At 67.8% G+C, this 26,111-nt stretch carries 22 protein-coding genes; 13 read left to right on the forward strand and 9 right to left on the reverse strand.

What is annotated here, in order from left to right; all coding sequences use genetic code 11:
* Positions 1-62: 62 nt before the first annotated feature.
* Positions 63-1,001 carry a 2-hydroxyacid dehydrogenase gene (locus ACPTTF_RS23290; protein WP_423368387.1) on the reverse strand — a complete coding sequence of 313 codons (939 nt, stop codon included), beginning with the start codon at positions 999-1,001 and terminating at the stop codon, positions 63-65.
* A 113-nt stretch (positions 1,002-1,114) separates the two neighbouring features.
* Here ACPTTF_RS23290 and ACPTTF_RS23295 point away from each other — a divergent pair, with 113 nt between their 5' ends.
* The 3 genes from ACPTTF_RS23295 to ACPTTF_RS23305 all read left to right on the forward strand — a co-directional run bounded on the left by ACPTTF_RS23295 (position 1,115) and on the right by ACPTTF_RS23305 (position 4,618).
* A complete protein-coding gene (locus ACPTTF_RS23295) occupies positions 1,115-2,023 on the forward strand; it encodes a LysR substrate-binding domain-containing protein (protein WP_423368388.1) in 909 nt (302 codons plus the stop codon).
* 667 nt (positions 2,024-2,690) lie between these two features.
* Positions 2,691-3,464 (forward strand): hypothetical protein, encoded by a 774-nt coding sequence (locus ACPTTF_RS23300; RefSeq protein ID WP_166951859.1) that lies wholly within the window; start codon positions 2,691-2,693, stop codon positions 3,462-3,464.
* A gap of 20 nt (positions 3,465-3,484) precedes the next feature.
* A complete protein-coding gene (locus ACPTTF_RS23305; protein ID WP_423368389.1) occupies positions 3,485-4,618 on the forward strand; it encodes a transporter substrate-binding and LysM peptidoglycan-binding domain-containing protein in 1,134 nt (377 codons plus the stop codon).
* 90 nt (positions 4,619-4,708) lie between these two features.
* Here the strand turns inward: ACPTTF_RS23305 and ACPTTF_RS23310 are convergent, their stop codons facing one another.
* Complete coding sequence (locus tag ACPTTF_RS23310) at positions 4,709-5,797, reverse strand: calcium:proton antiporter (protein ID WP_423368390.1); 1,089 nt, start codon at positions 5,795-5,797, stop codon at positions 4,709-4,711.
* 550 nt (positions 5,798-6,347) lie between these two features.
* Between ACPTTF_RS23310 and ACPTTF_RS23315 the strand changes: the two genes are divergently transcribed.
* The 5 genes from ACPTTF_RS23315 (at position 6,348) to ACPTTF_RS23335 (ending at position 12,094) form a co-directional block, all read left to right on the forward strand.
* Entirely contained in the window at positions 6,348-7,904 is a 1,557-nt protein-coding gene (locus ACPTTF_RS23315; protein ID WP_423368391.1) for a 3-hydroxyacyl-CoA dehydrogenase, read from the forward strand.
* A gap of 58 nt (positions 7,905-7,962) precedes the next feature.
* Positions 7,963-9,285: a phenylacetate--CoA ligase PaaK gene (gene paaK, locus ACPTTF_RS23320; protein WP_166951871.1), complete on the forward strand. Its 1,323-nt coding sequence runs from the start codon at positions 7,963-7,965 to the stop codon at positions 9,283-9,285.
* 38 nt (positions 9,286-9,323) lie between these two features.
* A complete protein-coding gene (locus tag ACPTTF_RS23325) occupies positions 9,324-10,124 on the forward strand; it encodes an enoyl-CoA hydratase-related protein (protein ID WP_423368392.1) in 801 nt (266 codons plus the stop codon).
* A gap of 121 nt (positions 10,125-10,245) precedes the next feature.
* The gene (locus tag ACPTTF_RS23330) at positions 10,246-10,917 is read left to right on the forward strand and encodes a MarC family protein (RefSeq protein ID WP_166951878.1); all 672 of its coding nucleotides are present in this window, start codon (positions 10,246-10,248) and stop codon (positions 10,915-10,917) included.
* Between the two features lie 196 nt (positions 10,918-11,113).
* Positions 11,114-12,094 (forward strand): aldo/keto reductase, encoded by a 981-nt coding sequence (locus ACPTTF_RS23335; protein ID WP_423368393.1) that lies wholly within the window; start codon positions 11,114-11,116, stop codon positions 12,092-12,094.
* Between the two features lie 22 nt (positions 12,095-12,116).
* Here ACPTTF_RS23335 and ACPTTF_RS23340 read toward each other — a convergent pair whose 3' ends face one another.
* From ACPTTF_RS23340 to ACPTTF_RS23365, 6 genes are all read right to left on the reverse strand, one after another.
* Positions 12,117-12,983 (reverse strand): lysostaphin resistance A-like protein, encoded by an 867-nt coding sequence (locus tag ACPTTF_RS23340; protein WP_423368394.1) that lies wholly within the window; start codon positions 12,981-12,983, stop codon positions 12,117-12,119.
* A gap of 74 nt (positions 12,984-13,057) precedes the next feature.
* Positions 13,058-13,714, reverse strand: a complete 657-nt coding sequence (locus ACPTTF_RS23345) for a VC0807 family protein (RefSeq protein WP_423368395.1) — start codon at positions 13,712-13,714, stop codon at positions 13,058-13,060.
* Positions 13,715-13,791: 77 nt separating this feature from the next.
* A complete protein-coding gene (locus ACPTTF_RS23350; RefSeq protein ID WP_423391179.1) occupies positions 13,792-13,977 on the reverse strand; it encodes a hypothetical protein in 186 nt (61 codons plus the stop codon).
* Positions 13,974-15,911, reverse strand: coding sequence for an ATP-binding protein (locus ACPTTF_RS23355; RefSeq protein WP_423368397.1), 1,938 nt, complete (start codon positions 15,909-15,911; stop codon positions 13,974-13,976). The genes ACPTTF_RS23350 and ACPTTF_RS23355 overlap by 4 nt, the downstream gene beginning before the upstream one ends.
* A gap of 444 nt (positions 15,912-16,355) precedes the next feature.
* The gene (locus ACPTTF_RS23360; protein WP_166954070.1) at positions 16,356-17,420 is read right to left on the reverse strand and encodes a 2,3-butanediol dehydrogenase; all 1,065 of its coding nucleotides are present in this window, start codon (positions 17,418-17,420) and stop codon (positions 16,356-16,358) included.
* A gap of 347 nt (positions 17,421-17,767) precedes the next feature.
* Positions 17,768-18,508 (reverse strand): GNAT family N-acetyltransferase, encoded by a 741-nt coding sequence (locus tag ACPTTF_RS23365; protein WP_423368398.1) that lies wholly within the window; start codon positions 18,506-18,508, stop codon positions 17,768-17,770.
* 221 nt (positions 18,509-18,729) lie between these two features.
* On the opposite strand from ACPTTF_RS23365, the gene ACPTTF_RS23370 reads away from it, so the two are divergent.
* Both ACPTTF_RS23370 and ACPTTF_RS23375 read left to right on the forward strand, forming a co-directional pair.
* Positions 18,730-19,941 carry a CynX/NimT family MFS transporter gene (locus tag ACPTTF_RS23370; protein WP_423368399.1) on the forward strand — a complete coding sequence of 404 codons (1,212 nt, stop codon included), beginning with the start codon at positions 18,730-18,732 and terminating at the stop codon, positions 19,939-19,941.
* 38 nt (positions 19,942-19,979) lie between these two features.
* Positions 19,980-20,459: a DUF3331 domain-containing protein gene (locus tag ACPTTF_RS23375; protein WP_423368400.1), complete on the forward strand. Its 480-nt coding sequence runs from the start codon at positions 19,980-19,982 to the stop codon at positions 20,457-20,459.
* Positions 20,460-20,483: 24 nt separating this feature from the next.
* Here the strand turns inward: ACPTTF_RS23375 and ACPTTF_RS23380 are convergent, their stop codons facing one another.
* Positions 20,484-21,686, reverse strand: coding sequence for a GNAT family N-acetyltransferase (locus ACPTTF_RS23380; protein ID WP_423368401.1), 1,203 nt, complete (start codon positions 21,684-21,686; stop codon positions 20,484-20,486).
* A 230-nt stretch (positions 21,687-21,916) separates the two neighbouring features.
* Here ACPTTF_RS23380 and ACPTTF_RS23385 point away from each other — a divergent pair, with 230 nt between their 5' ends.
* The 3 genes from ACPTTF_RS23385 (at position 21,917) to tssF (ending at position 26,097) form a co-directional block, all read left to right on the forward strand.
* A complete protein-coding gene (locus ACPTTF_RS23385) occupies positions 21,917-23,389 on the forward strand; it encodes a PLP-dependent aminotransferase family protein (protein WP_423368402.1) in 1,473 nt (490 codons plus the stop codon).
* 217 nt (positions 23,390-23,606) lie between these two features.
* A complete protein-coding gene (locus ACPTTF_RS23390) occupies positions 23,607-23,828 on the forward strand; it encodes a hypothetical protein (RefSeq protein WP_423368403.1) in 222 nt (73 codons plus the stop codon).
* 415 nt (positions 23,829-24,243) lie between these two features.
* Positions 24,244-26,097, forward strand: coding sequence for a type VI secretion system baseplate subunit TssF (gene tssF, locus ACPTTF_RS23395; RefSeq protein ID WP_423368404.1), 1,854 nt, complete (start codon positions 24,244-24,246; stop codon positions 26,095-26,097).
* The last annotated feature ends 14 nt before the right edge of the window (positions 26,098-26,111 follow it).

The raw sequence follows: 26,111 nt of genomic DNA on the forward strand, positions 1-26,111 counted from the left end.
GCCTCCGTCGCGCGGAGGCATCTGGTGTCGTAACGGCGGGGCAGCGGTGCGGTGTGCGGCGATCAGCCCGTGACGCTGGTCGGCGGGCGCTGGCCCGCGAAGCACGCGGCGAGGTTGGCGAGCACGATCCGGCCCATCTCTTCGCGCGTTTCGCGGGTCGCGCTCGCACGGTGCGGCTGCACGACGACGCGCTCGAGTTCGAGCAGCGCCGCCGGCACGTGCGGTTCGTCCGCGAACACGTCGAGGCCGGCGCCGGCGATCGTGCCGTCGGCGAGTGCGCGAATCAGCGCGGCTTCGTCGACCAGCTTGCCGCGCGCGACATTGATCAGGAATCCTGTCGGGCCGAGCGCGGCGAGCACGTCGGCCGTCACGAGTACGTTGCCATGGTCGGCCGATGCCGCGATCACGAGCACGTCGCTGTCGCGCGCGAGCGCGGCGAGGTCGGACACGAAGCGATAGCCGCTGTCGCGATGCTCGCGCGGGCCGAAGTAGCTGACAGGCATCCGGAACGCCCGCGCACGCTGCGCGATTGCGCGTCCGACGCGGCCGAGCCCGACGATGCCGAGCCGCTTGCCGGTCACCTGCGTCGCGAGCGGCTGGGCGGTCTTGCCCCAGCGGCCGGCGCGTACGATCCGCTCGCCGGCGCCGAGGTCGCGCAGCGTCATCAGGATCAACCCCATCGCCATGTCGGCGACGTCGTCGGTCAGCACGTCGGGTGTCGTCGTCACGTGGATGCCGCGCGCCCGGGCGCGGTCGAGATCGACGGCGTCGGTGCCGATGCCGCTGATCGCGACGATCTCGAGCGCGCTCAGCCGGTCCATCAATGCGGCGGACAGGCCGTTCGCGCCGCCGGTCACGACACCGCGAATACGCGCGGCAACGCGATCGAGCAGCGCGTCCGGCTGCTCGGCCGCATACAGCCGGTGCACTGTGTAACGAGCGGACAGTTCGGCGTCGATGGGGGCGGGGAGCGGCTGGGTGAGCAGGATGTCGATGGTCATGAAGGTCTCGGTCGTCGTGCGCGGCGCGGGCCGCGCATCAGGTGCAACCGAGTATAGAAATCGTATCGATATGCGTCTAACATCAAAAGACTATTGATCGATTCAAGAATTGGATGATTGAACTGCACCAGCTTCGCTGCTTCGTCGCGGTCGCCGAGGAACTGCATTTCGGTCGCGCGGCCCGGCGGCTCTTCATGACCCAGCCGCCGCTCAGCCGGCAGATCCAGCTGCTCGAGCATGCGCTCGGCATCGCGCTGCTCGAACGCAGCAGCCGGCAGGTCAGCCTGACCGCGGCCGGCGAGCGGTTCCTGCGCGACGCGCGGCACATCCTCGAATTCTCCGCACGGGCCGAGCAGGCCGCGCAGCGCGTCGCGCATGGCGGCGCCGGCCGCATCACGCTCGGCTTCACGGCGGTCAGCGCGTACCGGATGATCCCGATGCTGCTGGCGCACGCCGCGCACGCGCTGCCGGACGTCGACGTGGAATTGCGCGAGATGGTGTCGACCGTGCAGATCGACGCGCTGGCGTCGCGGATGCTCGACGCGGGCTTCGTGCGCCAGCGGGCGGCGCGGCAGCCGCTCGAATACCGGCTCGTGCAGCGCGAGCCGATGCTGGTCGCGGTCGCGGAGGGCGCGCCGCTCGCCGCGTGCGAGCGCATCGGCCCCGACGATCTCGACCGGCAGCCGTTCATCGCGTATTCGCCGAACGAGGGGAAATACTTCCACGACCTGATCTCGGGCCTGTTCGCGAACGCGGGGCGGCTGCCGAACTACCTGCATTACGTCGGGCAGACGCATACGATCCTGGGCCTCGTGCGCGCGGGGCTGGGCGCCGCCCTCGTACCGGCGTCGGCGCGCGAACTGCATGTCGACGGCGTGGTGTTCCGGCCGCTGGCCGGCGCCGACGTGGCGGCCGAGCTGTATCTCGCGTGGCGAGCGGACAACGACAATCCGGTGCTGCCGGTGTTCAACGCGATGGTCGAGCGGTTTCTCGCGCAGGAGCAGGGCGGCACGGTGACGTGATGCGCCCGGGAATCCGGCCGGGCGATGTGACAAGCTTTCAGTCCGCAAGCGTGCGCATGCGATGACAAGCAATCCTGATCGAGCGCGACAGGTCGCAGTCCTGCGAATCCTTACCGTCCTGAAAGCTGTTTCGCTGCCAGTGTTCCAACGGAGGAACGCAGCGGTTCGCTGCACTGCGACAACTGCTTGACGCTGCATGCCGGTCGGCGCACGATACGTCCGTGCATTTGGAGCGGGACGCGCCGGCCGCGCGGTTCCTGCACCCGCGATACGCAAAAGAACAACGATGAGCCTTTACGTACTCGTACCGGAATACCGGCCCCGCGTTTGTCGGCCCGCCGGAACAACGCTTCTCCCGACGCCCGTCGCGTCACGCATCCGTCATCCCGTTTCGTACCGTGTATCGGTACACTTCCCCGTTCGCGCGAGCGCCGCGACGATGAACGGCGCCCGTCCGGCCCGCCGCATCGCAGCGCCGTCTGCCACTCCTCATCACCGCATCCTGAACGGCGCGTACACCGGCGTCTCGTGACGCCCGTCGCGCCCGTCCTTGTATTGCGCCGCCGGCTTGCCTGGCTGCCCGGCGGCACCGAAGTCCGAAGCATTTCGATTGAGCTTGAAAAAACAAACGCAAGCAGTTCGGTTCGAGGTTCAAGGAGAAAAACTCATGTCGCAGCTTTCGAATGAAGAAGCAAACGGCAGTTCGGGGAGTGGCAAGGTCAAGCTGATCAAGTGGGCGATCATCATCGCCGGCGTCGCGATCGCGGCACCGGCGGCGCTGTTCATCCTGAAGGGGGTGATCGCGCTGGTCGCGGCGGGCGTGATCGGCCTCGGCGCGATCTATTTCGCGCCGGTCGTCGCGATGAAGTTCGCGAACCAGAAGGTGAAGATGATCGTCGAGGAGGCGCAGGCCAATCCGATCGAGACGCTGATCAACCAGCTCGCGGAAAAGCGCCAGGCGGCACAGAAATTCGCGGACAGCATCACCGCGTTCCGCACCGAGGTGAAGAACTTCGAGAGCAAGACGGAGCTGTTCGAGAAGCAGTATCCGGACGACGCGCCGCGCTTCCGGCAGCAGCTCGACACGATGAAGCAACTGCTCTCGTTCCGCGAAGGCCGCTACAAGCAGGTGCAGGCCGAGCTGAAGAACTTCGCGTCGGCGATCGATCGCGCGAAGGCGATGTGGGACATGTCGCAGGCGGCGCAGCAGATGAACAAGCTCGCGGGCCGGCAGGCGTCCGACACGTTCGAGCAGATCAAGACCGACGTGGCCGTCGATTCGGTGATGCGCTCGGTCAACAAGGCGTTCTCCGAAATGGAGACGTCGCTGATGGATAACCCCGAGGTCAAGCAGGCGCAGCAGCAGGCGGTGATGAACGCCCCGCATGCGCCCGGGCTCGATGCGACGACCCCCGCGCAACTGCCGTCGAAACAACAATAACTTCCTGCAGGCTCGCAACCATGAAAAAACTTCTTGGCGCCATCGCGTTTCTGGTCGTGCTCGTCGGCGTATGGATCGTGCATCAGGGCGGCCTGTCGACGCTGATTCCCGCGCATGACGCGGCCCCGGCCTCGACATCCTCGCAAAACGGCGACAGCGGCCAGTCCGCGCAGACGTCGCCGTCGTCCAACGTGCTGCCGGCCGGCTTCACGCCGCAGGCCAGCGCGCTGAAATCGATTGCCGAAAACGGCATCGTGCGGATCTCGGTGCAGAACCCGAGCGAACCGTTTTTCGGTGAGGACAAGGGCGCGCCGCACGGCTTCAACGTCGAGTTCGCGCGGCTGCTGTTCGCGGATCCGTCGTTCTCGCACGGCGGCAAGCCGGTCGTCGTCGATACACGTCACGAGGTCGACACGTACCCTGGTGTGCCGAAGCAACTGCTCGACACGGACGCGAAGGGGAACCACGTGGTCGACGTGGCGATGGACGGGCTGACGTTCCCGGACAACACGCCGGCGGGCGTTGTCTATTCGGTGCCGTACGTCGACGATTTCGGCTATTCGCTGATCGTGCGGCAAGGCTCCGCGATCCGCTCGACCGACGATCTCGCGGGCAAGACGGTCGGCATCCTGAAGGGCGACCCGGACGTGCGCGCGTTCGTCACGCGCCAGTATCCGAACGTGAAGTTCGTCGAAGTCGACGATTCCGATCCGGCATTCATCGCGAAGAGCATCGACGGCCATACGGTCGATGCGTTCATCTACGACTATCCGTTCGCGGTCAGCTCGATCAAGGACACCGACCTGAAGTTCGCGGTGACCAAGCTCGACGGCTCGAACATCGCGTACAAGATCGGTGTGCGCGCCGACGACCAGGATCTGCTGATCTACCTGAACGCCGCGATCGCGAAGCTCAAGCAGTCGCCGCAGTATCTCGACCTGCTGCGCAAGTACTTCGTCAGCGACCAGGCGGTGACGACCGCGGCCGCGTCGGGCGAGCTGACCTATGTGGTGAAGGCGGGCGACACGCTGAACATGATCGCGGCGAGCAAGCTCGGCAGCGGCCAGCGTTATCGCGAGATTCAACGCCGCAACAACCTCGCCAACCCGAACCTGATCCTGGCGGGCCAGCATCTGGTGATTCCGGTGCGGTAACGGCGGCGTGAAGTGAACGAAGGGGAAGGGATGTGAAGGACGGCGCGCGGCCCGGCGGAGGTGATCCGCCGGGCCGCGTGCATGTGGGCGTCAGTGGGTGATCGACAGGAACAGGTACGCGGCGAACAGCGACAGGTGCACGACGCCGTGCAGTACCGTCGTGCGTCCCTGGCTGAGCGTCAGCGTGCTGACCAGCAGGGTGAGCGCCAGCAGCACGGTTTCCATCGGGCCGATGCCGAGCGTAAGCGGCTGGCCAACCCAGATGAACACGGCCGCGACGGTCGGGATCGTGAGCCCGATACTCGCGAGCGCGGACCCGAGCGCGAGGTTCATGCTGGTCTGCAGGCGGTTCGCGCGCGCGGCGGTGACGGCCGCGAGCCCTTCCGGCAGCAGCACGAGCGCGGCGATCACGATACCGACCGCGGCTTCGGGCGCGCCAAGCTTCAGCACGGCATGCTCGACGGCCGGCGACAGCAGCTTCGCGAGCAGCACGACCGCGACGAGGCTCACGAACAGCAGGACCATGCTGATGATGGCGGTACGCGTGCTCGGCGCCGCAGCGTGCACCGACTCGTTTGCGCTGTCGTGCGCGGCGAGGAAGTAGTCGCGGTGGCGCACGGTCTGCACGAACACGAATGCTCCGTACAGCACGAGCGACGATACGCCGGCAAACGCGAGCTGCGATTTCGAAAAGAACGGCCCCGGCGCGGCGCTCAGATAGTTCGGCATCACGAGCGACAGCACCGACAGGGAAGCCAGCACCGCGAGCGCCTTGCTTGCACCGCGCCCCTGGAAGTCCTGCTCGCCGTGCTTCCACGCGCCGACCAGCAGGCAGATGCCGACGATGCCGTTGCAGATGATCATCACGGCGGCGAACACGGTGTCGCGTGCGAGGCCCGATTTCTCGGGGCCGGCGCCGAGCATCACCGACACGATCAGCGCGACTTCGATGACGGTTACGGCGACCGCGAGCACGAGCGTGCCGAACGGCTCGCCGACGCGGTGTGCGACAACTTCGGCATGGTGGACGGCGGCGAACACGGCGCCGGCGAGCGCGGCGGCGAACACCACGATGACGAGGCCTTCGGCCGGCACGACGCGCGACAGCGCGAGGACCAGCCATGCGGCAAGCGGGGCCACGAGGGTCCAGCGCGGGAGCTGGTTGGACGAGAGCGGCATGGAGGGTTTCCCTATGCGAGTGGCGGCGCGCGACGCGCCGTCACGGGTTGACGAAGCCCGGCCGTACTATCCGCCGAACGAGGATGATGAAACCGAAGGGCGGCAGCACGCAACGGTGCTGCCCTGGGTTCGCCACCGCGAGGCGGCGAGGGGCGCGGGCGGGCCGGAGCCCGTCGCTGGATGAAACGATTCGATACGGCTGGCCGCAAACGGTGAGGCGAGCACGCGAGACGACGCGCGGGCCGGAGGCTCGGTTCCGACCCCGGAAGGGCGGCGGGCGATGGACGGCGGTGGCGGCGTGACACGCGGTTTCCCCCTGAAATCCGGTGGTTTGTCGAATTTTATCAGGCGTTCGGGGGGCACTATCTCATATTCGAACGCTTTCATTGACCTTTCGGTTTACAAAAAGTGCCCCGATCTTTCAAATTTTTGTCTTTGCAGTTTCCGTAACGGTCTCTTGCACGACAAATTCGGGCTCGCCCTGACATAAATCTACCGACCGGTCGGTTTATAATCGCTCGCACTTCCACTTCATGACGGATCGCAAGCGATGGCTGTTTCTTCTGCACATTCGGTGAACTCGGGCGCGCTGGCGCCGTCGGCGGTCGTCGGCGTGATCGGTGCCGGCGCGATGGGCGCGGGCATTGCGCAGGTCGCGGCGGCGGCCGGCCATACGGTGCTGCTGTACGACCTGAACGAAGCGGCCTGCGACAAGGCGCTGGCCGGCATCCGCGCGCAGTTCGCGCGGCTCGCGGAGAAGGGCCGGCTCGAACCGGCACAGGCCGATGCGGCCGGCAGCCGGCTCCGTGCGGTGCGGGCGCTGGCCGATTTCGCGGGTGCCGCGCTGATCGTCGAGGCGGCGGCCGAGCGGCTCGACGTGAAGCGCGAGATCTTCGCGACGCTCGAGCGCCATGTCGACGACGCGTGCCTGCTGGCGACCAACACGTCGTCGATCTCGATCACGTCGATCGCGGCCGGGCTGCGCGTGCCGCAGCGCGTCGCCGGTCTGCATTTCTTCAACCCGGCGCCGCTGATGGCGCTTGTCGAGGTGGTCAGCGGGCTCGCGACCGCGCCGGACGTCGCGCAGGTGCTGGTTGCAACCGCCGCCGCGTGGGGCAAGCAGCCCGTGATGGCGAAATCGACGCCGGGCTTCATCGTGAACCGCGTCGCGCGGCCGTATTACGCGGAGGCGCTGCGCGTGCTGAACGAGCAGGGCGGCGCACCGGCCTCGATCGACGCGGTGATGCGCGAGGCCGGCGGCTTCCGGATGGGGCCGTTCGAGCTGATGGACCTGATCGGCCACGACGTGAACTTCGCGGTGACCGAATCGGTGTTCCGCGCGTACTTCAACGATCCGCGCTACACGCCGTCGCTGATCCAGCAGGAGCTCGTGAACGCGGGCTTCCTCGGGCGCAAGTCGGGTCGCGGTTTCTATTCGTATGCGGATGGTGCAACGCCGCCGGCGCCCGATCTCGAAGCCCCGCGCAACGCGCCGGCCGACGTTGCACTGTTTGCGCAGGACGGCCCGGCCGCCGCGCTGCATACGCGCTTCACCGAGCGCATCGCGGGTGCCCGGCAGGCCGGCGCACATGCCGACGACCTGCTCGCGACGGCCGGCCGCGCATCGATCGCGCTGACCGACGGCCGCACCGCGACCGCGCGCGCCGCGCAGACGGGCGTGGCCGATCTCGTGCTGGTCGACCTGGCGCGCGATTACGCGCAGGCCGGGCTGGTCGCGCTGACGCGCGCGCTCCAGTGCAGCGACGCAGCCTATGCGGACGCGGTCGGCCTGTTCCAGCAGGCGGGTTTTCTCGTCGTCGGCGTCGCGGACGTGCCGGGCATGGTCGCGATGCGCACCGTCGCGATGCTCGCGAACGAGGCGGCCGACACGGTGAACCAGGGCGTGTGCTCGCCCGCCGATCTCGACCTCGCGATGGAGAAGGGCGTGAACTACCCGTGCGGCCCGCTCGCGTGGGCCGATGCGATCGGCATCGCCCGCGTGCATCGCGTGCTGTCGAACCTGGCGGCGAGCTACGGCGAGGACCGCTATCGCGTGTCGCCGCGCATCGCCGCACTGCATGCGGCCGGCCGCACGTTCCGGTCGTAACGCCGGCTGCGTTACCTCGATCACGATAACGACATCACTCCATTGGAGGAGCACCCCGATGACTCACCCGACGCATCCCGCCGCCGCCCTCGAGCCGATCGAGACCGCCAGCCGCGATGAACTGCAGGCGCTGCAGCTCGAGCGCATGAAGTGGTCGCTGCGCCACGCGTACGACAACGTCCCGCACTATCGCCGCACGTTCGATGCGGCGGGCGTGCATCCGGACGACCTGAAGTCGCTCGCCGATCTCGCGAAATTCCCGTTCTCGACCAAGAATGATTTGCGCGACAACTATCCGTTCGGGCTGTTCGCGGTGCCGCGTGAGCAGGTCGTGCGCGTGCACGCGTCGAGCGGCACGACGGGCAAGCCGACGGTGGTCGGCTACACCGCGCGCGACATCGACACCTGGGCGAACGTGACCGCGCGCTCGATCCGCGCGGCCGGCGGCCGCCCGGGCGACACGCTGCACAACGCGTTCGGTTATGGCCTCTTCACGGGCGGTCTCGGGATTCACTACGGCGCGGAACGGCTCGGCTGCATGGTCGTGCCGATGTCGGGCGGGCAGACCGAGAAGCAGGTGCAACTGATCCGCGATTTCGAGCCGAAGATCATCCTCGTCACGCCGTCGTACATGCTGAACCTGATCGACGAGATGGTGCGGCAGGGGATGGATCCGGCCGAATCGTCGCTGAAGATCGGCATCTTCGGCGCCGAGCCATGGACGCAGGCGCTGCGTGAGGAAGTCGAGACGCGCGTGGGTATCGACGCGCTCGACATCTACGGGCTGTCGGAAGTGATGGGCCCGGGCGTCGCGTGCGAATGCGTCGAGACGAAGGACGGCCCGGTGATCTGGGAAGACCATTTCTATCCGGAGATCATCGATCCCGTCACCGGCGAAGTGTTGCCCGACGGCAGCCAGGGCGAGCTCGTGTTCACGTCGCTGACGAAGGAAGCGATGCCGGTGATCCGCTACCGCACGCGCGACCTCACCGCGCTGCTGCCGCCGACGGCGCGCGCGATGCGCCGTCTCGCGAAGATCACGGGCCGCTCCGACGACATGCTGATCGTGCGCGGCGTGAACGTGTTCCCGAGCCAGATCGAGGAAATTGTCGTCGCGCTGCCGCAGTTGTCGGGCCAGTTCCAGATCACGCTGTCGCGTGACGGTCACATGGATCGTCTCGACCTCGCGGTCGAACTGCGCTCCGAAGCGGCCGCGTCCGTCACCGACAGCGATCGCGCGGCGCTCGCGCGCGAGCTGCAGCACCGAATCAAGACGATGGTCGGTGTGTCGTCCGGCGTGACGGTGCTGGCGGCGGGCGGCATTCCCGCGACCGCGACCGGCAAGGCCCGGCGCGTGATCGACCGCCGCCAGGCCGCGTAATTCCGATGTTTGCCGTTCTACCCGAGGAAACCTGTTCGATGGATGGATTGAAGACCCTGGCCGTCACGGTCGATGCGCGCGGCATCGCAACCGTCGCGTTGCAGCGCGGCGACGTGCTCAACGCGTTCGACGAGACGATGATCGCCGAGCTGACCGACGCGTTCACCACGCTCGGCCGGCGCGACGAGGTGCGCGCGATCGTGCTGCGTTCGGACGGCCGCGCGTTCTGCGCGGGCGCCGACCTGCAGTGGATGCAGCGCGCGAGCGAGAACGACGCGGCCGCGAACCTGCGCGACGCGGAGCGGTTCGCCGCGATGATGCGCGCGATCCGGCAGTGCTCGAAGCCCACGGTGGCGCGCGTGCAGGGCCATGCGTTCGGCGGCGGCGTCGGCCTGTGCGCAGCGTGCGACATCGTGATCGCGAGCGATCACGCGCGGTTCTCGGTCAGCGAGGCGCGCTTCGGGATCCTGCCGGCCGTGATCGGCCCGTATCTGGTCGAGGCGGTCGGCCAGCGCCAGGCGCGCCGGCTCGCGCTCACCGCAACCCAGCTCGCCGCCGGCGAGGCCGTCGCGATCGGCCTGATTCACCAGGCCGTGCCGCTCGATTCGCTCGACGAAGCACTCGACCGGACGCTCGCGGAACTCGGCCGCAACGGCCCGAACGCGCTGATGGAGATCAAGCGCTTCTTCGACGCGATCGGCGAGTATCCGCCGTCGGACGAGCGCGCGGCGTTCACCGCGCAGACGATCTCCCGCGTGCGGGCGACGCCGGAAGCGAAGGAAGGCTTTGCCGCGTTCTTCGCGAAGCGGCCGCCGGCATGGGAGGCGGGCGCCGAGTAAGCGCAAGCGACGACGATCGACGGTGCAGCGGGCGCACCCGCATTTTGCGTCGCGGGCGCTTGCTCTACAATGCGTGACCTCCGGCGCACCGCCGGCCCAGTCCCGACCGATTCTTCGCCCGATGATCGTCAACCGCCTTATCTCCGAGATCCTGTTCGGCTTCACCGGCCTGATCGGCATCATCAATCCGATCGGCATCGCGTTCCTGTTTCTGGAGCGGACCGAGGCACTCACCGAGCATGAACGCGATCTGCTCGCGAGGAAGGTCGCGTTCAACGCGTTCATCGTGCTGATGGTCGCGTTCTTCGCCGGCACGCCGGTGCTGCATTTCTTCGGGATTTCGATGGAAGCGCTGCGGATCGGCGGCGGCTTCGCGGTTGCCGTCGCGGGCTGGCAGATGCTCAACGAACCCGACGGGCCGGGCGGCGGCGACACGCCGGTCAAGCCAATCGACGCGAACGCGATCATGACGCGCGCGTTCTTCCCGTTGACGATGCCGCTCACGGTCGGCCCCGGCTCGATCGCCACCGCGATCGCGCTGAACGCGAACCGCACGCACAAGCTGTCGGAGTTCATGCTGTCGAGCATCGTGTCGATCGCCGTGTCCGTGCTGGTCGCGCTCGTGATCTGGCAGGTCTACAGCCGTTCCGCGCTGCTGTCGCGCTACCTCGGCAGCGAAGGCACCAAGGTCGCGAAGCGCGTGTCGGCGTTCCTGCTGCTGTGCATCGGCGTGCAGATCATGCTGACCGGCTTTTCGGCGTTCCTGCAGCCGATCGCCGACCAGGCCAAGTAAGCGGCCGGCGCCGCTGCGCGCGTCCCGCGCAGCCTGCACCTCGCGCGACCCCGCGCGCCCTCGCGCCGGCGAACGCCCCCTTCGTACGATGCGGCGGCGCCGCACGTCTTTTCGCTGCCCGGGATACCATGCGACGGTCCGGCGGATGCGCGGCGCGCATCCGGCCGTCAGCTCAACTTCAATGGCGAGGCGTGCAATGGAATACGTGAAATTCGGATCGACAGGGCTGGAAGTGTCCAACCTGGTGCTGGGTTGCATGACGTTCGGCGAACCGTCACGCGGCTCGCACCCGTGGACGCTGCCGGAAGCGGAGAGCCGCCCGATCATCCAGCGGGCGGTCGAAGCCGGCATCAACTTCTTCGATACCGCGAACATGTATTCGGACGGCACGTCGGAGGAGATCGTCGGCCGCGCGCTGCGCGATTTCGCGAAACGCGACGAGATCGTGATCGCGACCAAGGTGTTCTACCGGATGCGGCCGGGGCCGAACGGCGCCGGCCTGTCGCGCAAGGCGATCATGACCGACATCGACCAGAGCCTGAAGCGGCTCGGCACCGATTACGTCGATCTCTACCAGATCCACCGCTGGGACTACGGCACGCCGCTCGAGGAGATGCTCGAGGCGCTGCACGACGTCGTGAAGGCCGGCAAGGCGCGTTATATCGGCGCGTCGTCGATGTTCGCGTGGCAGTTCGCGAAGGCGCTGCACACGTCGAAGCAGCACGGCTGGACCCGCTTCGTCAGCATGCAGAACCACCTGAACCTGCTGTATCGGGAAGAGGAGCGGGAAATGCTGCCGCTGTGCAAAGACGAAGGGATCGCGGTGATTCCGTGGAGCCCGCTCGCGCGCGGCCGCCTGACGCGCAACTGGGACGAGTCGACCGAGCGGCAGCAGAGCGATGCGGTCGGCCAGCGGCTTTACGACGCGACGGCGGAGTCGGACAAGGCAGTCATCGACGCCGTTGCAACGATCGCGGCGGCACGCAACGTGCCGCGGGCGCAGGTTGCACTCGCATGGGTCGCGCAGAAGGCCGGGGTCACCGCGCCGATCGTCGGCATTTCGAAGCCGCAGCAACTGGACGACGCACTGGCCGCGCTCGAACTGAAACTGACCGACGACGAGATCGCCGCGCTCGAACGTCCGTACGTGCCGCACGCGGTCGCCGGAATCAACTGAGCGGCAGGGCGCCGCGCGGCGGTCAACGTGCGGCGTCGAGCATCGGGTAGGTGAACAGGCCGAAGTGGACGACGTTGAGCCCCGCATGCGCGAGCGCGGACGCGAGCAGTCCGCCGCGCCGCCAGGCGAGGCCGTAGCCGACGCCGGCCACCGTGCCGAGCACGATCCATTGCCAGCCGCCGGCCGCATGCGCGGCGCCGAACAGCACCGCGCCGATCGCCAGCGCGGCCCATGGCCCCCATGCGAATGCGTGGAACGCGCGCGTCAGCCCGCCCTGCACGTAGCCGCGGAACAGCGCTTCCTCGACGAGCGTCACCAGCAGCAGGTTGTTCACGAGCCACAGCCACCCCGACGGTGGCCACTTGGGCGCCCAGCCGACCATGCCGAACGCGAGCGCGCCGGCCAGGCACGCGGCCGCCGTTGCGACGGCGGCCACCGCGCCGGTGCGCAGCGCGCGCGACAGCGGGTGGTCGGGGGCGACCCACGGCAGCACCCACACCAGCCACAGGCCGACGAGCGGCTTGTCCAGGTTCAGGTACATCGTGAACGGCACGGCATCCGGCGTGAAGCGCGTCGGCGCGATCACGCGTGGATTGTGGAAGCCGGGAATCAGGTGCAGGCTGAGCGCGATCGCGAGTGCGGCAAAGACGACGTGCGCGGCGATGCGCACCGCGCGCGCTCGCTCGGGCATCACGCCCCAGGCGGCCGCGGCCAGCAACGCGAGCGGTGCCAGCGTGAGGGGCGCGAGCTTGCCGAACGCCAGCGCGCATGCATAGCCGAGCGCGGCGAGGCCGACGCTCAGGCCGTGCTGCGGGCGATGCCACGCGAACGCGGCGGCCGCGAACAGGGCGAGCCAGATCGTGGCGGACGGAAGGAGCGAAAGGGACATGACAGGAGCGGCATTCGTCGGACGAGACGCCGCGCATCATACAGCAGCCGTCCGGTCGTGCCGGCCGGGCGCCGTCAGCGGCCGGCGGTTTCGGTGACGCCGTCGCGCCCCGGGATGTGAACGCTGTTGCGCACACGCATCCGCCGCCGGTACCAGAATGTCCACGTCAGCAGACAGCCGAACACGGTGTAGCCGATGATCGGCGACACGACCAGTACGCGTTCGACCGGCCAGCTCACGACCATCCAGAGGCGCAGCAGCATTTCCAGCGTCATGAACGCGCCCCAGATGAAGGTCATCCGCCGGAGCATCTGCCGCAGCCCCGGCTGCGCGTCCCAGACCGCTTCGAAATGTGCGGCGCCGCCATCCATCTCGCGGGCCACGGTGGCGCGGGCGAGATAGAAGATCAGCGGGCGTTCGCGGAACAGCGACAGCAGGAACACGATGCCGATCGTGCCCGACGCAAGCGATTCGCGCATCAGCAGCGTGCGCGGGCTGCCGCCGAGCGCCATCCCGATGATCGACAGCGCGATGCCGAGCAGCACGATGGCCGCCACCGCATCGACGCGGCGCGAGCGGATGAATTCGACGATCGACCAGATGATCGGCGGGACCGCCGACGCGTACAGTGCGCCGGTTTCGCCGAAATACGGCTGCGCGGCCCGGTAGGCAACCCAGGGCAGCACCAGGTTGACGAAGAGTTCGAGAATCAGTCCGGCTCGCGGTTTCACGGTGAGCAATTCCACGCAGGTTGGGGCGAACGCGCAAAGGGCGTGGTGGCCCCCGGCTGCCCCGAAAAGGGTTCGGTTCAGTATATAGAAGAATGGTACGGGGCTGCGGCACGGCGTCGGCCGTTTGCAGCCGGCATCGCTAGCACCGCCAACACCGCCAACACCGCCAACACCGCCAACACCGCCAACACCGCCAACACCGCCAACACCGCCAACACCGCCAACACCGCCAACACCGCCGGCACCGCCAGCATCGTCGTCACGGAGCCGCCGCGGCCGGCAGCGTGATCGTGACCGTGGTGCCCTGCTGCACGACGCTGTGCACGTGGATGTTGCCTTCGTGCCGTTCGACGACTGCCTTGACGAACGCCATGCCGAGCCCGACGCCGCTGGTTTCCGGCTGGCCGGCGGTGCGAAAGCGCCGGTAGCGCTCGAACAGCCGCGTCTGGTCCGCGCTGCCGATCCCGCACCCGCTGTCGCGGATCGTGCAGCGCACGGTCTTGCCGTCGGCGCCCGGCTCGACCTTGCATTCGACGCTCGTCAGTGGCGCGCTGTACTTGATGGCGTTGTCCAGCAGGTTGATCAGCGCGCGCGACAGCAGCGCCGGGTCGCCCTGCACGATCGTGTCGTCGCGGCGCGGTACGTCGTCGATCGACATGGATTTCCGGTGCGCGAGCGGCCACACCGCGTCGCGTGCCTCGTTCATCAGGTCGGCGAGGTTGACCGGCACACGCTCGTATTCGCTGGCCTCCGCACGCGAGAGCTGGGCGAAACCGTCGGCCATCGCCAGCGTGTGCCGCGCAAGCTTGCCGATTCTCGCGAACTGCTGCTTCATCTGCGCATCGCCCGCCCGCCGCGCCTGCGTGTCGATCAGGATGATCAGCGATGTCAGCGGGGCGCGCATGTCGTGCGAAAACAGCGTCAACATGTCGTTGCGCTGGCGCTCGAGCATGTCGCGGCGGACGGTCGCGTTGCGCAACGTTTCCAGCGCGTCATGGATCCGCGCGATCTCGGGCCCGATGCCGCGCGGCATCGCGACGTGCGACGTATCGCCGTTGCTGAGCGCGACGATCCGGCGGCCGAGCATATCGAGCGGCTTCGACAGCAGCCGCTGCATGCCGCGCGCGAGCGAGACCAGGATCGCGATGCACAGTGTCGTGGCGAACGCCGACACGCCGACCCTGATCCGTGCGGCGTTCCGGTCGCCGATTGCGCGACGCCGGGCCAGGTCGATCACGCGGTCGCGCAGCAGCTCGCTCGGCCGGAAATGCGGCACGATCGCGCGGGAAAAATCGGCCGCGCCCATCGCATAGGCACCGTTCCGGCCGCTGGCGACGGTCGCGTCGACGAGTGGCAGGATGTGCGCGTCGAAGGCCGCGTTGAGCTGCGCATATTCGCGTGCCACGTCCGGGTCGTCGAGCTGCGTGCCGATCGCGCCGTCGATCAGCGCACGCAATTGCTCGATGCGGCCGCGCATTCGCATGATGTCCGCGAACTGCGTGCGATCGAGCGCCTGCCGCGCGAACATCGGCGCGATGAGCAGCGAGCCCGTGCGGCCTGCGTATTCCCTGAGAGCGCCGAGGAGCCGCGCGAGCAGGATCGCACCCGACGTGTGCGGGTCGCGCATCGCCGTGTCGGTCATCGCGCCGTCGATCAGCAGCGACAGCGTGTCGACGATCCGGAACAGGCGCGCCTGCGCGTGCTGGATATCGTGAACGGTGAGCGACGCGAGCGGCCGCGCGTCGAGCGCATCGACTTCGGCACGCGCATCGGCGAGCGTCATCCGGACCGAGTCGAGTGCATGCAGCAGGTTGCTGCGCTCGCGGTCGTTGAGCACGGCCGCTTGCGCGATGCCGGCGCGAAACTGTTCGAGCGCCTGGTCGGAACGCGCGCGCGCGGCGAGCAGGTTGCGGACCTCGGTGGCGCCGTCGTCCTGCAGGCGAACCAGCAGGTCGTTCGTCGGGCCGCGTTCGGCCGAGATCACGTTGGCGGCGCTCATGGCACCGCGGACGAAGTCGAAGCTCTGCAGGTCGGCGTTCTCCTGCCGGTATTGCCGGACACTCCCCCAGATGATCGTGCCGCAGAGCAAGGCCAGCAGCGTGGTGACGAGTGCGAAGCCGATATGCGTCTTCTGCTGGATCGTCAGCGATCGAATGTTATATGCGCGTTCCCGGCTAAACGAGAATGAACGATTCATGACACACCATGTTTGCAAGCTATCCCGGGTGGGCCTGTATTCTCGGCCTGTCGGCGTTGTGACGCCGTAAGGTTGTGTGGGGGCCGCCTTCGCGGGGCGGCAACGATCCCGGCCGGGAGGCCGGATCGCGCCTGGCACAGGATCGCCTTGCGTCAGTGTCCTGTCGACACCGGACGAATCGCGCTCGATCCGGAGAAACCCTGATCAAGCATTGAGCTAGTGGCGCATTAGCACAGATGGTTTGGATTGCGAATGTTTTTGATCGTCGTGTCTGCCGCGAGACGCGGCATCGAGTCCGCTTCGGACGATGGCGGCACGGCAGCAAGAAGGGGGCGCTGGGCGGGAACGGCAGGCAGGCGCGCCGCCCGTGCAGGGGCGACGCTTCAGGGGGACATCGCAGCAAGCGTGCCGCGGCGCGAATCGGTGCCGCGGCCGCGCGAGCGGTCAGGCGACGGCGGGCTGAACGATGATCTTCACGTTCCGGTCCTTGTGGTTGACCAGCTCCTCGAAGCCGTGCGAGACGATGTCGCCGAGCGCGATGCGCCCGGTGATGAGCGGCTGCACGTCGATGCGGCCGTCGGCGATGAAGCGGATCACGTCCGCGAATTCGCCGTTGTACGCGAGCGAGCCGATCACTTCCTTCTCGGTCGACACGATGTCGAAGAAGTTGAACGGTGCCGGCTCCTCGAAGATGCCGACCATCACGGACTTGCCGGCCTTACGGATCACGTCGATCGCGAGCTTCGCGGTGGCTGTGTGCCCGATGCACTCGAACGACACATCGGCGCCGTAGCCTCCGGTCAGCGCCTTGACTTCCGCGATCGCGTCCGACGTCTTCGGATCGATGACGACGCTCGCGCCGACTTCCAGTGCCTTCTGCTTGCGCGCGGCGGACATTTCCAGCGCGATCACGCGCCCGGCGCCCGCAGCCTTCGCGCACATGATCGTGCACAGGCCGATCGTGCCCGCGCCGACCACGACGACGGTCTGCCCGACGATGTTGCCGGCCTTCTTGACCGCATGCAGCCCGACCGCGAGCGGCTCGATCAATGCGCCGGCCTCGGTCGGGAAACCGTCGGGCAGCTTGTACAGCAACTCGGCCGGCACGTTGACGAATTCGGCGAACGCGCCGTTGTTCATCAGCCCGGTGAACGCGAGGTTCTCGCAGATGTTGTACAGCCCGTGCCTGCAATACCAGCAGGTGCCGCAATGCTGGCAGGCGTCGGCAGTCACGCGGTCGCCGAGCGCGAAGCCCGTCACGCCCGCGCCGAGTTCGGCGATCTCGCCGCTGAACTCGTGGCCGAGGATGCACTGGCCCTTCAGGCCCGTCAGCGGATGCGGCGCGTCGACCGGGATGAAGACGGGCCCCGCGACGTATTCGTGCAGGTCGGAGCCGCAGATCCCGCACCAGTGCACGCGAATCGTGACCCAGCCCGCCGGCGGGCGCTCCGGAACGGGAACCTGTTCGACGCGGATGTCGTGGCGGCCGTGCCAGACGGCGGCTTTCATGCTGGGGGCGGTGGTCGATGCCGGTGTACTCACGTTGCTGTCTCCGTCAGGTTGTCGTCGGGCACGCGGCAGGGTTGCCGATGCGCCCGTCGCGCGATTGCGCGATCGACCGGTATGCAGGAACGGGGCCAGCTCGAGCGGGTGCGCCGGGGGGCGATTCAACGGAGCGTGCGTGATGCGACGCATCATTCGCCTGTTCGTTGACAGGGAACGATTCGATGCGGGAGTGGTGCGAAGTTTGCTGCGACCGCTGTACGGCACACCGATGAGACGCTGGGACGTTCGTCTCACCGTAATGAGACGAATCGCGAGACACGCGGCGATGCACGGCGCGTCTCGACGCGCGTTCAGGCGACGATTTCGTCGACCGCGACCGGTGCGAGCCGCGTGAATCCGGCGGCGCGGTACAGCGGCAGACCGGCCTCGGTCGACACGAGCCACACGCGCTGTGCGCCGCGTTGCCGTGCGTGCGCGACGATCGCGGCAAGCAACTGCATCGCGAGGCCCCGGCGGCGGTACGCGTCTGCCGTGCCGACGCGGTCGACGACGATATCGTGCGCCGACGCAAAGCCGTAGCGCGCGGTGGCGGCGACCTGCCCGTCCAGGCGGTGCGCGAACAGGAATGCGGCCGGATTCGGCTGGAACGGCGGGAACGGGGCGATCGCATTGAACGTATCAACGTCGCCCGGCAGGTGGCAGGCGAGCGCCTGCGCGAGGGCATCGTCGCCGGACAGCATGCCGATGTCGGCGGCCATGAAATGCTCGTCCGACAACCGGCGTGTCCTGCCTTCCAGTGCGGGCGGTAGCGGCGCGGCGCCGTAGCGCGTGATCCACGCGCCGACGGTGAACGGGCCGTCGCCGTACGCGGGCGCACCGTCGATCACGAAGTGCTCGAAGGGCCGCCCCATGCCAGTGTCGAACCGCACGACGTGGCCGTCCGGGCTGTCGTGCAGCGGCGCATCGCGCCGGTCGCGTGCGGCGCAGTATCCGGCGATGAAGGTGCGCACGGCGGCCTTGCGGCGGCGGAAGGTCGACCAGGCTGCGTCGAGCGGAAGCGGGGCGTCGGGGGCGGGAGAGGCGGTCGGCATGCGGGCGGGCGCAACGTCGTCGGGGCGAAGCCGACAGCTTAGATCAGGCGGCCGCACGCCGCCATGCGGGCCGATTGGGCCCATTGCCGCGATCGGCGAAACGGATCGTTGCGCACTTACCCCTTTACTTGAAGTTAACTTCAATTTGTATCATGTGCGCCAGTCCGATCGCGGACGCGTGATGCATCCCGTTGCACGCGGCCGCTTCAACGGGAGTGGAGATGATCGAATCGCCTGTCGCGGCCGATGCCGCCACGCTGCCGTCGCGCAGCTACCGGGCCGCCGTCGCGAACGTCGTGCTGGCGAGCATCGTGTCGGCGTTGCACGTCGGCAAGGCGACGATCGGCTTGCCGTCGCTGCAGCACGAGTTCGGCGGCTCGCTGGCTTCGCTGGGCGGGATCATGTCGGTGTTTCCGTTCGTCGGCGTGTTCGGCGGCATCGCGGCCGGCCTGCTGGTGCGGCGCTGGGGCGACCGGCTGCTGCTGATCGCGGGCCTCGTCATCCTCGGTTTGTCGAGTGTCGCCGGCGCCTGGGCCGGCAGTTTCGCGCTGTTGCTGGCCACGCGCTTCGTCGAGGGGCTCGGTTTCGTGATCGTGGTGGTCGCCGCGCCGGCCGTGCTGAATCGGGTGACGCCGCCCGAGCGGCGCAATTTCGCGTTCGGGCTGTGGAGCACGTTCATGCCCGCGGGCATGGCGCTGTCGATGCTGGTCGGGCCGCTGCTCGGCGGCTGGCGCAACGGCTGGCTCGCGGCCGCGGTGCTGACGCTCGTTGCGGCGGCTGCGGTGCCCGTCACGACATCCGCCGAGGCGCCGTCGCGGCAGGCGGACGCGCCGCGTATCGGCCCCGCGCTGCGCGACGTGCTCGCGTCGCGGTCGACCACGCTGCTCGCGCTGGGTTTCGCCACCTACAACGTGCAGTTCTTCGCGGTGATGACGTTCCTGCCGGTTTTCCTGATGCAGCGCCTCGGCGTCGCGGTCGGCGCGGCGGGGGTGATCAGCGCGGCGATCGTCGCCGCGTGCGTGATCGGCAACCTGACGGCCGGCTGGTTGCTGTCGCGCGGCGCACGTCCGGGGATCGTGATGGCTGCGACGTCGGTCGCGATCGGCGCGGCCGGCGCAGGGCTCTTCAGCGCGGCCACGCCTGCACCGCTCGCGGTCGCGCTGGGTTTTGCGTTCTCGGCGATCGCGGGGATGCTGCCGGCGACGATCCTCGCGTGTGCGCCGGGCTCGGCGCCGACGCCGTCGCTGGCGCCGCTCAGCATCGGCTGGGTCGTGCAGGGCAACTATCTCGGACAGGTGATCGGGCCGCTGGCGATCGGCGCGATCGTCGGTGCGTTCGGCTGGTCGGGCGGCATCGGACTGATGCTCGCGGCCGCCGTCACCGGCGCGGCGATCGGCCTGTCGCTGCTGCGCGAACCGATGGGCCGGCGCTAAGCGCGGCGCCGTTCAACCTGCACGGAAATCCGTCAAGCATGCTCAACACCATGGAAAGCCTGATTTGCGAAGAAGACGCGCCGAGCGATGCGCCGGCATGGGTCGAACACGATGCGATACCGCCGTGTGGCGGCGTCGCGTATCCGCTCGTGACGCTCGGCGGAGCGCCGGTGCCCGAGCACGCCGCGGCGGCCGTCTCACCGTTGCGCCCGCAACTGTTCGTCACGGTGCTGGAGGCCGGCGACAATGCATTGCTGATTCGCTGGGTCGAGAGCGGCCGCTGCCATTACGGCGAACAGCGCTGGCGCTTGCGCGTCGCGTTGCAGCCGGGCCGTTGCGCGATCTCGGGGCAGCCGATCGAGCCGGGCGAGCCGGTGTTCCGGCCGGTGCGGCGGCCCGTGCCGGCCAATGGCGACGAGATGATCTGCCCGGCGTCGGTGCCGGGTGCAACCGGCGTGGCGTGTGGTGCCACGGCTGAGGACGACGACGCACACGCTCCGGCCGACGTTCACGGCTGAACGCCGGCCGGCCGCGGTGCAACGTTATTTCTTCACGTCGTGCCGGTACTGGATAAACCCGGCGTTGTTCGCGAGCTTGTCGTACAGCGCGCGCGCGGTCGTGTTGGTTTCGTGCGTGAGCCAGTACACGCGGCTCGCGCCGGCGTCGCGGGCATGTTCGTACACGGCCTCGATCAGCGCACCGCCTGCGCCTTGCCCGCGGGCGTCGGGCGAGGTGTACAGGTCCTGCAGGTAGCAATACGGCCCTTCGGTCCAGCACGAGCGGTGGTAGATCGAATGCACGATCCCGACCAGCGCACCCGAGGCGTCGAATGCGCCGAGCACGAACATCGGCTCGGCAGGATCCATCAGGCGGGCCCACGTCGTCGCGAACACCGCGTCGCTCAGCGCGGTCTCGTAGAACTTCTGATAACCCTGCCACAGCGGGCGCCACGCGGCTTCGTCGGCGGCGACGAGCGGGCGCACCGTGACGCGCGTCGCGTCGTGCGCGCGGCTCGCCGCATCGCGCGCGCTCGCCTGCGCATGGCGGATCGCGGTGAGCGACTGGCGCTGCCCGCCTTGCGCGTCGAAGTTTTCCGGTGCGAGCCACGCGTCGAACGCGGCGCGGACATCCGGCCATTCGCCGTCGATGATCGAGAACCACGCGGTGTCGCGATTGCGGCCGCGGTAGATGATCGCCTGCCGGAAGGTGCCTTCGTAGCGGAAGCCGAGCCGTGCGGCGGCCTTGCGCGACGGCACGTTCAGGTCGTCGCACTTCCATTCGTAGCGCCGGTAGCCGAGCGTGTCGAACGCGTACTTCATCAGCAGGAACTGCGCTTCGGTCGAGATGGGCGTGCGCTTGAGCAGCGGCGAGAACGTGACGGAGCCGACCTCGATCACGCCGTTGGCCGGATCGATGCGCATCAGCGCGAGCGTGCCGACCGCGCGGCCCGTGGCGAGGTCGATCACCGTGTAGTGCAACGGATCCGCGCTCGCCTGCGCGGTACGCGCGTAGTCGCGGTAGCTCGATTCGTCTGCGTACGGGCCGTGTGCGAGATAGGTCCAGTCGCTGCCGTCCGGTGCCTGTGCGTAGGCGGCGTACAGGTCGGCCGCGTGGCGCTCGGCGTCGAGCGGTTCGAGCCGGCAGTAGCGGCCTTCGAGCACGATGCGCTCCGGGCGCGGGCGCGCGGACCAGTCGGGAACGGGGTGGCCAATGGATTGCTGGAAAGCGTTGGTGAGCGTGGACAAGGTCGATCTCGCTTCGGTTGGCGGCCGGCGACATGCCGGGATGCAGACGATCGTAGTCGTGGCGAGGTACCATGAGAAGCGCCACAGATCGGGAAATTTATGGTGCCATGAACTTAGGGGGCGGAACCACGAGCCGTTCTTCACCAGCCGTGCACAACTAGCCGTCCGCAACCGGCCGTCCACAACTGGCCGTCCGCCACGTTCCGACATTTTTACGCTGCGATGCTCCGATGACGACTGTCCTTCCTTCCGGCGACGCGCCGTTGCTACCGCTCGACGCGCCGCTGGCGCGCACGCCGGGCGCGCCTTCGCTGCAGCGCCAGTTGCTGCGCCGCGTGCGCGACGCAATTCTCGGCGGCGCGATGCCGGCCGGCACGCGGCTGCCCGGCACGCGCGCGCTGGCCGAGACGCTCGGCGTGTCGCGCAACACGACGGCCGCCGTCTACGAGCAGCTCGTTGCCGAAGGTTTCCTGCAATCCGACCGCCGCGGCACGCGTGTCGTCGGGTTGTCGCGGCCGGCGCCGCCGCGCCGGCGTGCCACGCCGCCCGCCGTCGCGCAGCGGCTCGACCGGATTCGCCCGAGCCGCATCGGCACCGGCGAATCGGAGGGCTTCCGGCCGGGCGTGCCCGCGCTCACGCATTTTCCGGTGGACGCGTGGCGCCACGCGATCGACCGCGCGCTGCGCCGCAGTGGCCGCGACCTGCTCGGCTATGGCGACCCGCTCGGCGAGCGCACGCTGCGCGAATCGATCGCGCGCCACCTCGCCGTGACGCGCGGCGTGCGCTGCGACCCTGAGCAGATCGTGATCACGGAAGGCGCACAGGGTGCGATCGCGCTGTGCGCGCAGTTGCTGACGAATCCGGGCGATACGGTGTGGGTCGAGGAGCCCGGCTATCGCGGCGCGCGCACCGCGATGCAGGCGGCCGACCTCGACGTCGTGCCGATGCCGGTCGACGCGGAAGGGCTGCGCGTGGAAGCAGACGACTGGCGTGAGCGGACGCCGCGCCTCGTCTATACGACGCCGTCGAACCAGTTCCCGACCGGCGCCGTGCTGTCGATCTCGCGCCGGCTCGCGCTGATCGATGCCGCGCGCCGCCATCGCGCGTGGATCATCGAGGACGACTACGACAGCGAATTCCGTCACACCGGCGAGCCGATCGGCGCGATGCACGGGCTCGCACCCGATTCGCCCGTCGTCTATCTCGGCTCGTTCAGCAAGACGATGTTCCCGGCGCTGCGCATCGGTTTTATCGTACTGCCCGACGCGCTGCTGGCCGCAGTGCGACCGGTGCTGCCGGAGATGCTGCGCGGCGGAACGCGCCATGTGCAGCTCGCGCTGGCGGATTTCATCGAGACGGGCGAGTACGGCCGCCATCTCGGCCGCATGCGCCGGCTGTACCGCGACCGGCGGCGGTTGCTGCTCGCCGCGCTTGACGACAGCCTGAGCGTGCCGCACCAGATCGAGGGCGGGCCGTGCGGGCTGCATCTCACGTTGCGGATGCCGGCGCGCTATCGCGATCGTGCGATCGTCGACGCGGCGCGTGCGCATGGCATCGGGCCGTTTCCGCTGTCCGGCTTTTCGATCGATGCGGCATCGGCGGGTAACGGGCTCGTGCTCGGTTTCGGCAATACGTCGGCCGACACGTTCGAGCCGATGTTGCGGATGCTGTCGGCGATTGCGGAGCGGGTGGGCGGGGACTGACGTGCGGGCGGCAGGGCGCGCGGGTTGCGTCACCCGTCGCCGGTGATTTCCGCTACCGTATTGCATCCGATTTCATTTCTCTTCCCGACCGAACAGGTGTACGTCTTACCGATTCGTTGCGCTCGCCGGCATCGCATGTGCGTTGCCGGCGAGCGCCGCCGCCCGTGCGCAAGCCGCTCATGACGGATTCATCTGCGATACCGGCAAGCATCACCGCGTGATCGGTCATGCCGCGAACGGAACGCTGAACGAACGGGCCTGGAACGAACCGCGTGCGGTCGATCGCACACCGGACGTCGAGGTGCACGGCGGCACGGAGGAAACGGCGGGTACCGACCCGTGCGTCGGCACCGACTGGATGTTCAAGCGAGGCAATGTCGAGTACGTGGTGTCGGACAGCGTCGCCTGCACCGAAGGAGCGCCGCCGCGCAACGCTTAGGGGAGGGCATTGTGCCGATCCACCAGGCTTTTTGCGTCGCGCTATTGGTGCGTGAGGTAAGTGCCGCGCCGCCAATCGGCTTGCGTGGCCTCGGCCGGCAATCGACCGGATGCGCCGAGCCGGATTGCCGCCGATCCTGCGGGCTTCCGGGAGTTCGCCCGGAGGGGGGCGCCGAGATTCGCGTGATGTCGTGTTGCCGCTTTGCCCCGGCACGGTCCGTACCGTGACGTGTCCATGCGCCTATCTGGATGGGGAGGATGAGGGAAAGTACGGAGTACGAGCGGCGGTGAAGATGCGCTGCGGTGTGCTGGTGCGACGTCAGTGTGCAGTAAACTCGGGTTCAACAAACGAAGCGGCTTCGGTTGGTTGAGATACCGCTGATTGAGACAAGAATCGGATTCTTGGGTCATAGCGCATGGAAGACCTGCTGCCTTTCTACGAAAGAGAGCTCACGCTGTTGCGCCAGAGGGCGCGTAAATTTGCCGCCGATTATCCGAAGGTGGCGAGTCGCCTGCTGCTGGCCGGAGGCACGGATAAAGACGGCGGCGACCATTCCGTCGAGCGCATGTTCGAGGCGTTCGCGTTCATTGCGGCTCGCGCCACCCGACGTATCGACGACAACTACCCCGAATTTGCCGAGGGGCTGATCGAGACGATGTATCCGCATTACTTGCGGCCGTTTCCGTCATGCTCCATCGTGCGCTTCGACGTCGATGCCGGTCGAGCGTCGCGGATGTCGTCAGCGACCGTCGTTCGCCGGGGGACGCAGTTGTACAGCCGGCCGGTGCGCGGTACGAAGATCATGTTTCGGACAGCATACGATGTCGCGTTGTCACCGTTGCAGCTGGTCGACGCGCGCTTCGAAGCGGTTGCACAGGCTCCGCGGGCGCTTCGTGTGCCGCCGCAGACTGCGTCACAGATCTCGTTGACGTTCTCGATTCAATCGGCGCATGCGTCGCTCGAAGCGTTGAATCTCGATTCGATTCGCCTGTATACGCAGGGCACCCCCTTGCTGTGCGCAGCGTTGCGGGATGCCTTGTCGATGCATGCATTACGGGCATACGTGGAGCCGGATCGCAGCGGAAAGTGGGTGACGCTCGAACAGGTGCCGTTCACGCTTGCCGGATTGCGGCGCGAGGATGGTTTGATTCCGTTTCCGGAGAAATCGAATCCGGCTTATCTGTTTCTCACGGAGTATTTTGCGTATCCGGAGAAGTTCGGCTTCTTCGATTGCGATTTGCGGCAAATCGGGCGGATCGGCGGCCGACACTTCACCCTGCACATCCTGCTCAAGGACGTGATGGCCGATTCACCGGCGGCTCGCGCGCTCGAGAATCTCGGCGCGGAAAACATCCTGCTCGGATGTACCCCGGTCGTCAATTTGTTCAATACGGCGGGCAAGCTCTCTGGCGCCTTCGATGGGGCGTCCGCCACGGATGCATGCCCGCTCGTGGTGGACGAGCAGAATATCCATGGTTATCAGGTGTACTCGGTCGATGCGGTCGAGCAGACACGGGAAACGCCGCAAGGCGCGGCGGTCACGAGGTTCGAGTCGCTTCATGCATTGAATCACGCGGCTCGGCCGGAGACGCGGCATGCAACGTACTGGTGTGCCGGTCGCGATACGCTGGCTGCGCATGGTGGCATGGGACAAGAGCTTGTGATGCGCTTCGTCAATGGTGCGCTCGAACCCGTGCCGCCTCCGCCCGGGCTCGATTTCAAGCTGACATGCAGCAATCGCGACCTGGCGGAACATCTGGAGCATGGCGCAGCGACCGGCGACCTGATGATGGAGGGCGGAACGCTCGCGCGGCGCATCATGCTGTTGCATGCGCCGACGAAGCCTCAAAGCATCAGGCGCGATGATGGGGCGTTGTGGCGCCTCATTTCGCAACTGGCCTTCAGCCCCGTCGCGTTGATGGCCGGCGCCCAGCCCATACGCGATTTGCTGTCCCTCCATAATCCGATGAAGGTGGCCGCCGCGGTGCATCAGATCGACGGCGTGGTCGATCTGCATCAACAAGCGGCGACCGCATGGCTGCCCATCGGGCCGTGCGCCGGTGTCGTGCGCGGCATCGAGTTGCGCCTGACGATCGAAGAAACACATTTCGCCGGCACGGGCATCTATGCGTTTGCGCGGATGCTCGACGATTTCCTGAGCTTGCACGTCAGCACGAATGGTTTTACGCAACTCGTGCTGTTGTCGAGCGAAGGGGGGCGCGAACTCCTGAGATGTCCGCGACGGCCAGGCACCGATTTCCTGCTCTGACGACGCGTGACGTC

The sequence above is a fragment of the Burkholderia crassaminum genome (assembly GCF_964265005.1).
GTDB lineage: Bacteria > Pseudomonadota > Gammaproteobacteria > Burkholderiales > Burkholderiaceae > Burkholderia.

What these genes read in the sequence shown, in the direction of transcription:
- ACPTTF_RS23365 (WP_423368398.1), bottom strand. Translation starts at nt 18,508, where the DNA reads ATGCCGACCGCCTCTCCCGCCCCCGACGCCCCGCTTCCGCTCGACGCA.
- ACPTTF_RS23355 (WP_423368397.1), bottom strand. Translation starts at nt 15,911, where the DNA reads ATGAATCGTTCATTCTCGTTTAGCCGGGAACGCGCATATAACATTCGA.
- ACPTTF_RS23300 (WP_166951859.1), top strand. Translation starts at nt 2,691, where the DNA reads ATGTCGCAGCTTTCGAATGAAGAAGCAAACGGCAGTTCGGGGAGTGGC.
- ACPTTF_RS23370 (WP_423368399.1), top strand. Translation starts at nt 18,730, where the DNA reads ATGATCGAATCGCCTGTCGCGGCCGATGCCGCCACGCTGCCGTCGCGC.
- ACPTTF_RS23375 (WP_423368400.1), top strand. Translation starts at nt 19,980, where the DNA reads ATGCTCAACACCATGGAAAGCCTGATTTGCGAAGAAGACGCGCCGAGC.
- ACPTTF_RS23310 (WP_423368390.1), bottom strand. Translation starts at nt 5,797, where the DNA reads ATGCCGCTCTCGTCCAACCAGCTCCCGCGCTGGACCCTCGTGGCCCCG.
- ACPTTF_RS23325 (WP_423368392.1), top strand. Translation starts at nt 9,324, where the DNA reads ATGGATGGATTGAAGACCCTGGCCGTCACGGTCGATGCGCGCGGCATC.
- ACPTTF_RS23360 (WP_166954070.1), bottom strand. Translation starts at nt 17,420, where the DNA reads ATGAAAGCCGCCGTCTGGCACGGCCGCCACGACATCCGCGTCGAACAG.
- ACPTTF_RS23290 (WP_423368387.1), bottom strand. Translation starts at nt 1,001, where the DNA reads ATGACCATCGACATCCTGCTCACCCAGCCGCTCCCCGCCCCCATCGAC.
- ACPTTF_RS23330 (WP_166951878.1), top strand. Translation starts at nt 10,246, where the DNA reads ATGATCGTCAACCGCCTTATCTCCGAGATCCTGTTCGGCTTCACCGGC.
- ACPTTF_RS23305 (WP_423368389.1), top strand. Translation starts at nt 3,485, where the DNA reads ATGAAAAAACTTCTTGGCGCCATCGCGTTTCTGGTCGTGCTCGTCGGC.
- ACPTTF_RS23295 (WP_423368388.1), top strand. Translation starts at nt 1,115, where the DNA reads ATGATTGAACTGCACCAGCTTCGCTGCTTCGTCGCGGTCGCCGAGGAA.
- paaK (WP_166951871.1), top strand. Translation starts at nt 7,963, where the DNA reads ATGACTCACCCGACGCATCCCGCCGCCGCCCTCGAGCCGATCGAGACC.
- ACPTTF_RS23315 (WP_423368391.1), top strand. Translation starts at nt 6,348, where the DNA reads ATGGCTGTTTCTTCTGCACATTCGGTGAACTCGGGCGCGCTGGCGCCG.
- ACPTTF_RS23340 (WP_423368394.1), bottom strand. Translation starts at nt 12,983, where the DNA reads ATGTCCCTTTCGCTCCTTCCGTCCGCCACGATCTGGCTCGCCCTGTTC.
- ACPTTF_RS23385 (WP_423368402.1), top strand. Translation starts at nt 21,917, where the DNA reads ATGACGACTGTCCTTCCTTCCGGCGACGCGCCGTTGCTACCGCTCGAC.
- tssF (WP_423368404.1), top strand. Translation starts at nt 24,244, where the DNA reads ATGGAAGACCTGCTGCCTTTCTACGAAAGAGAGCTCACGCTGTTGCGC.
- ACPTTF_RS23335 (WP_423368393.1), top strand. Translation starts at nt 11,114, where the DNA reads ATGGAATACGTGAAATTCGGATCGACAGGGCTGGAAGTGTCCAACCTG.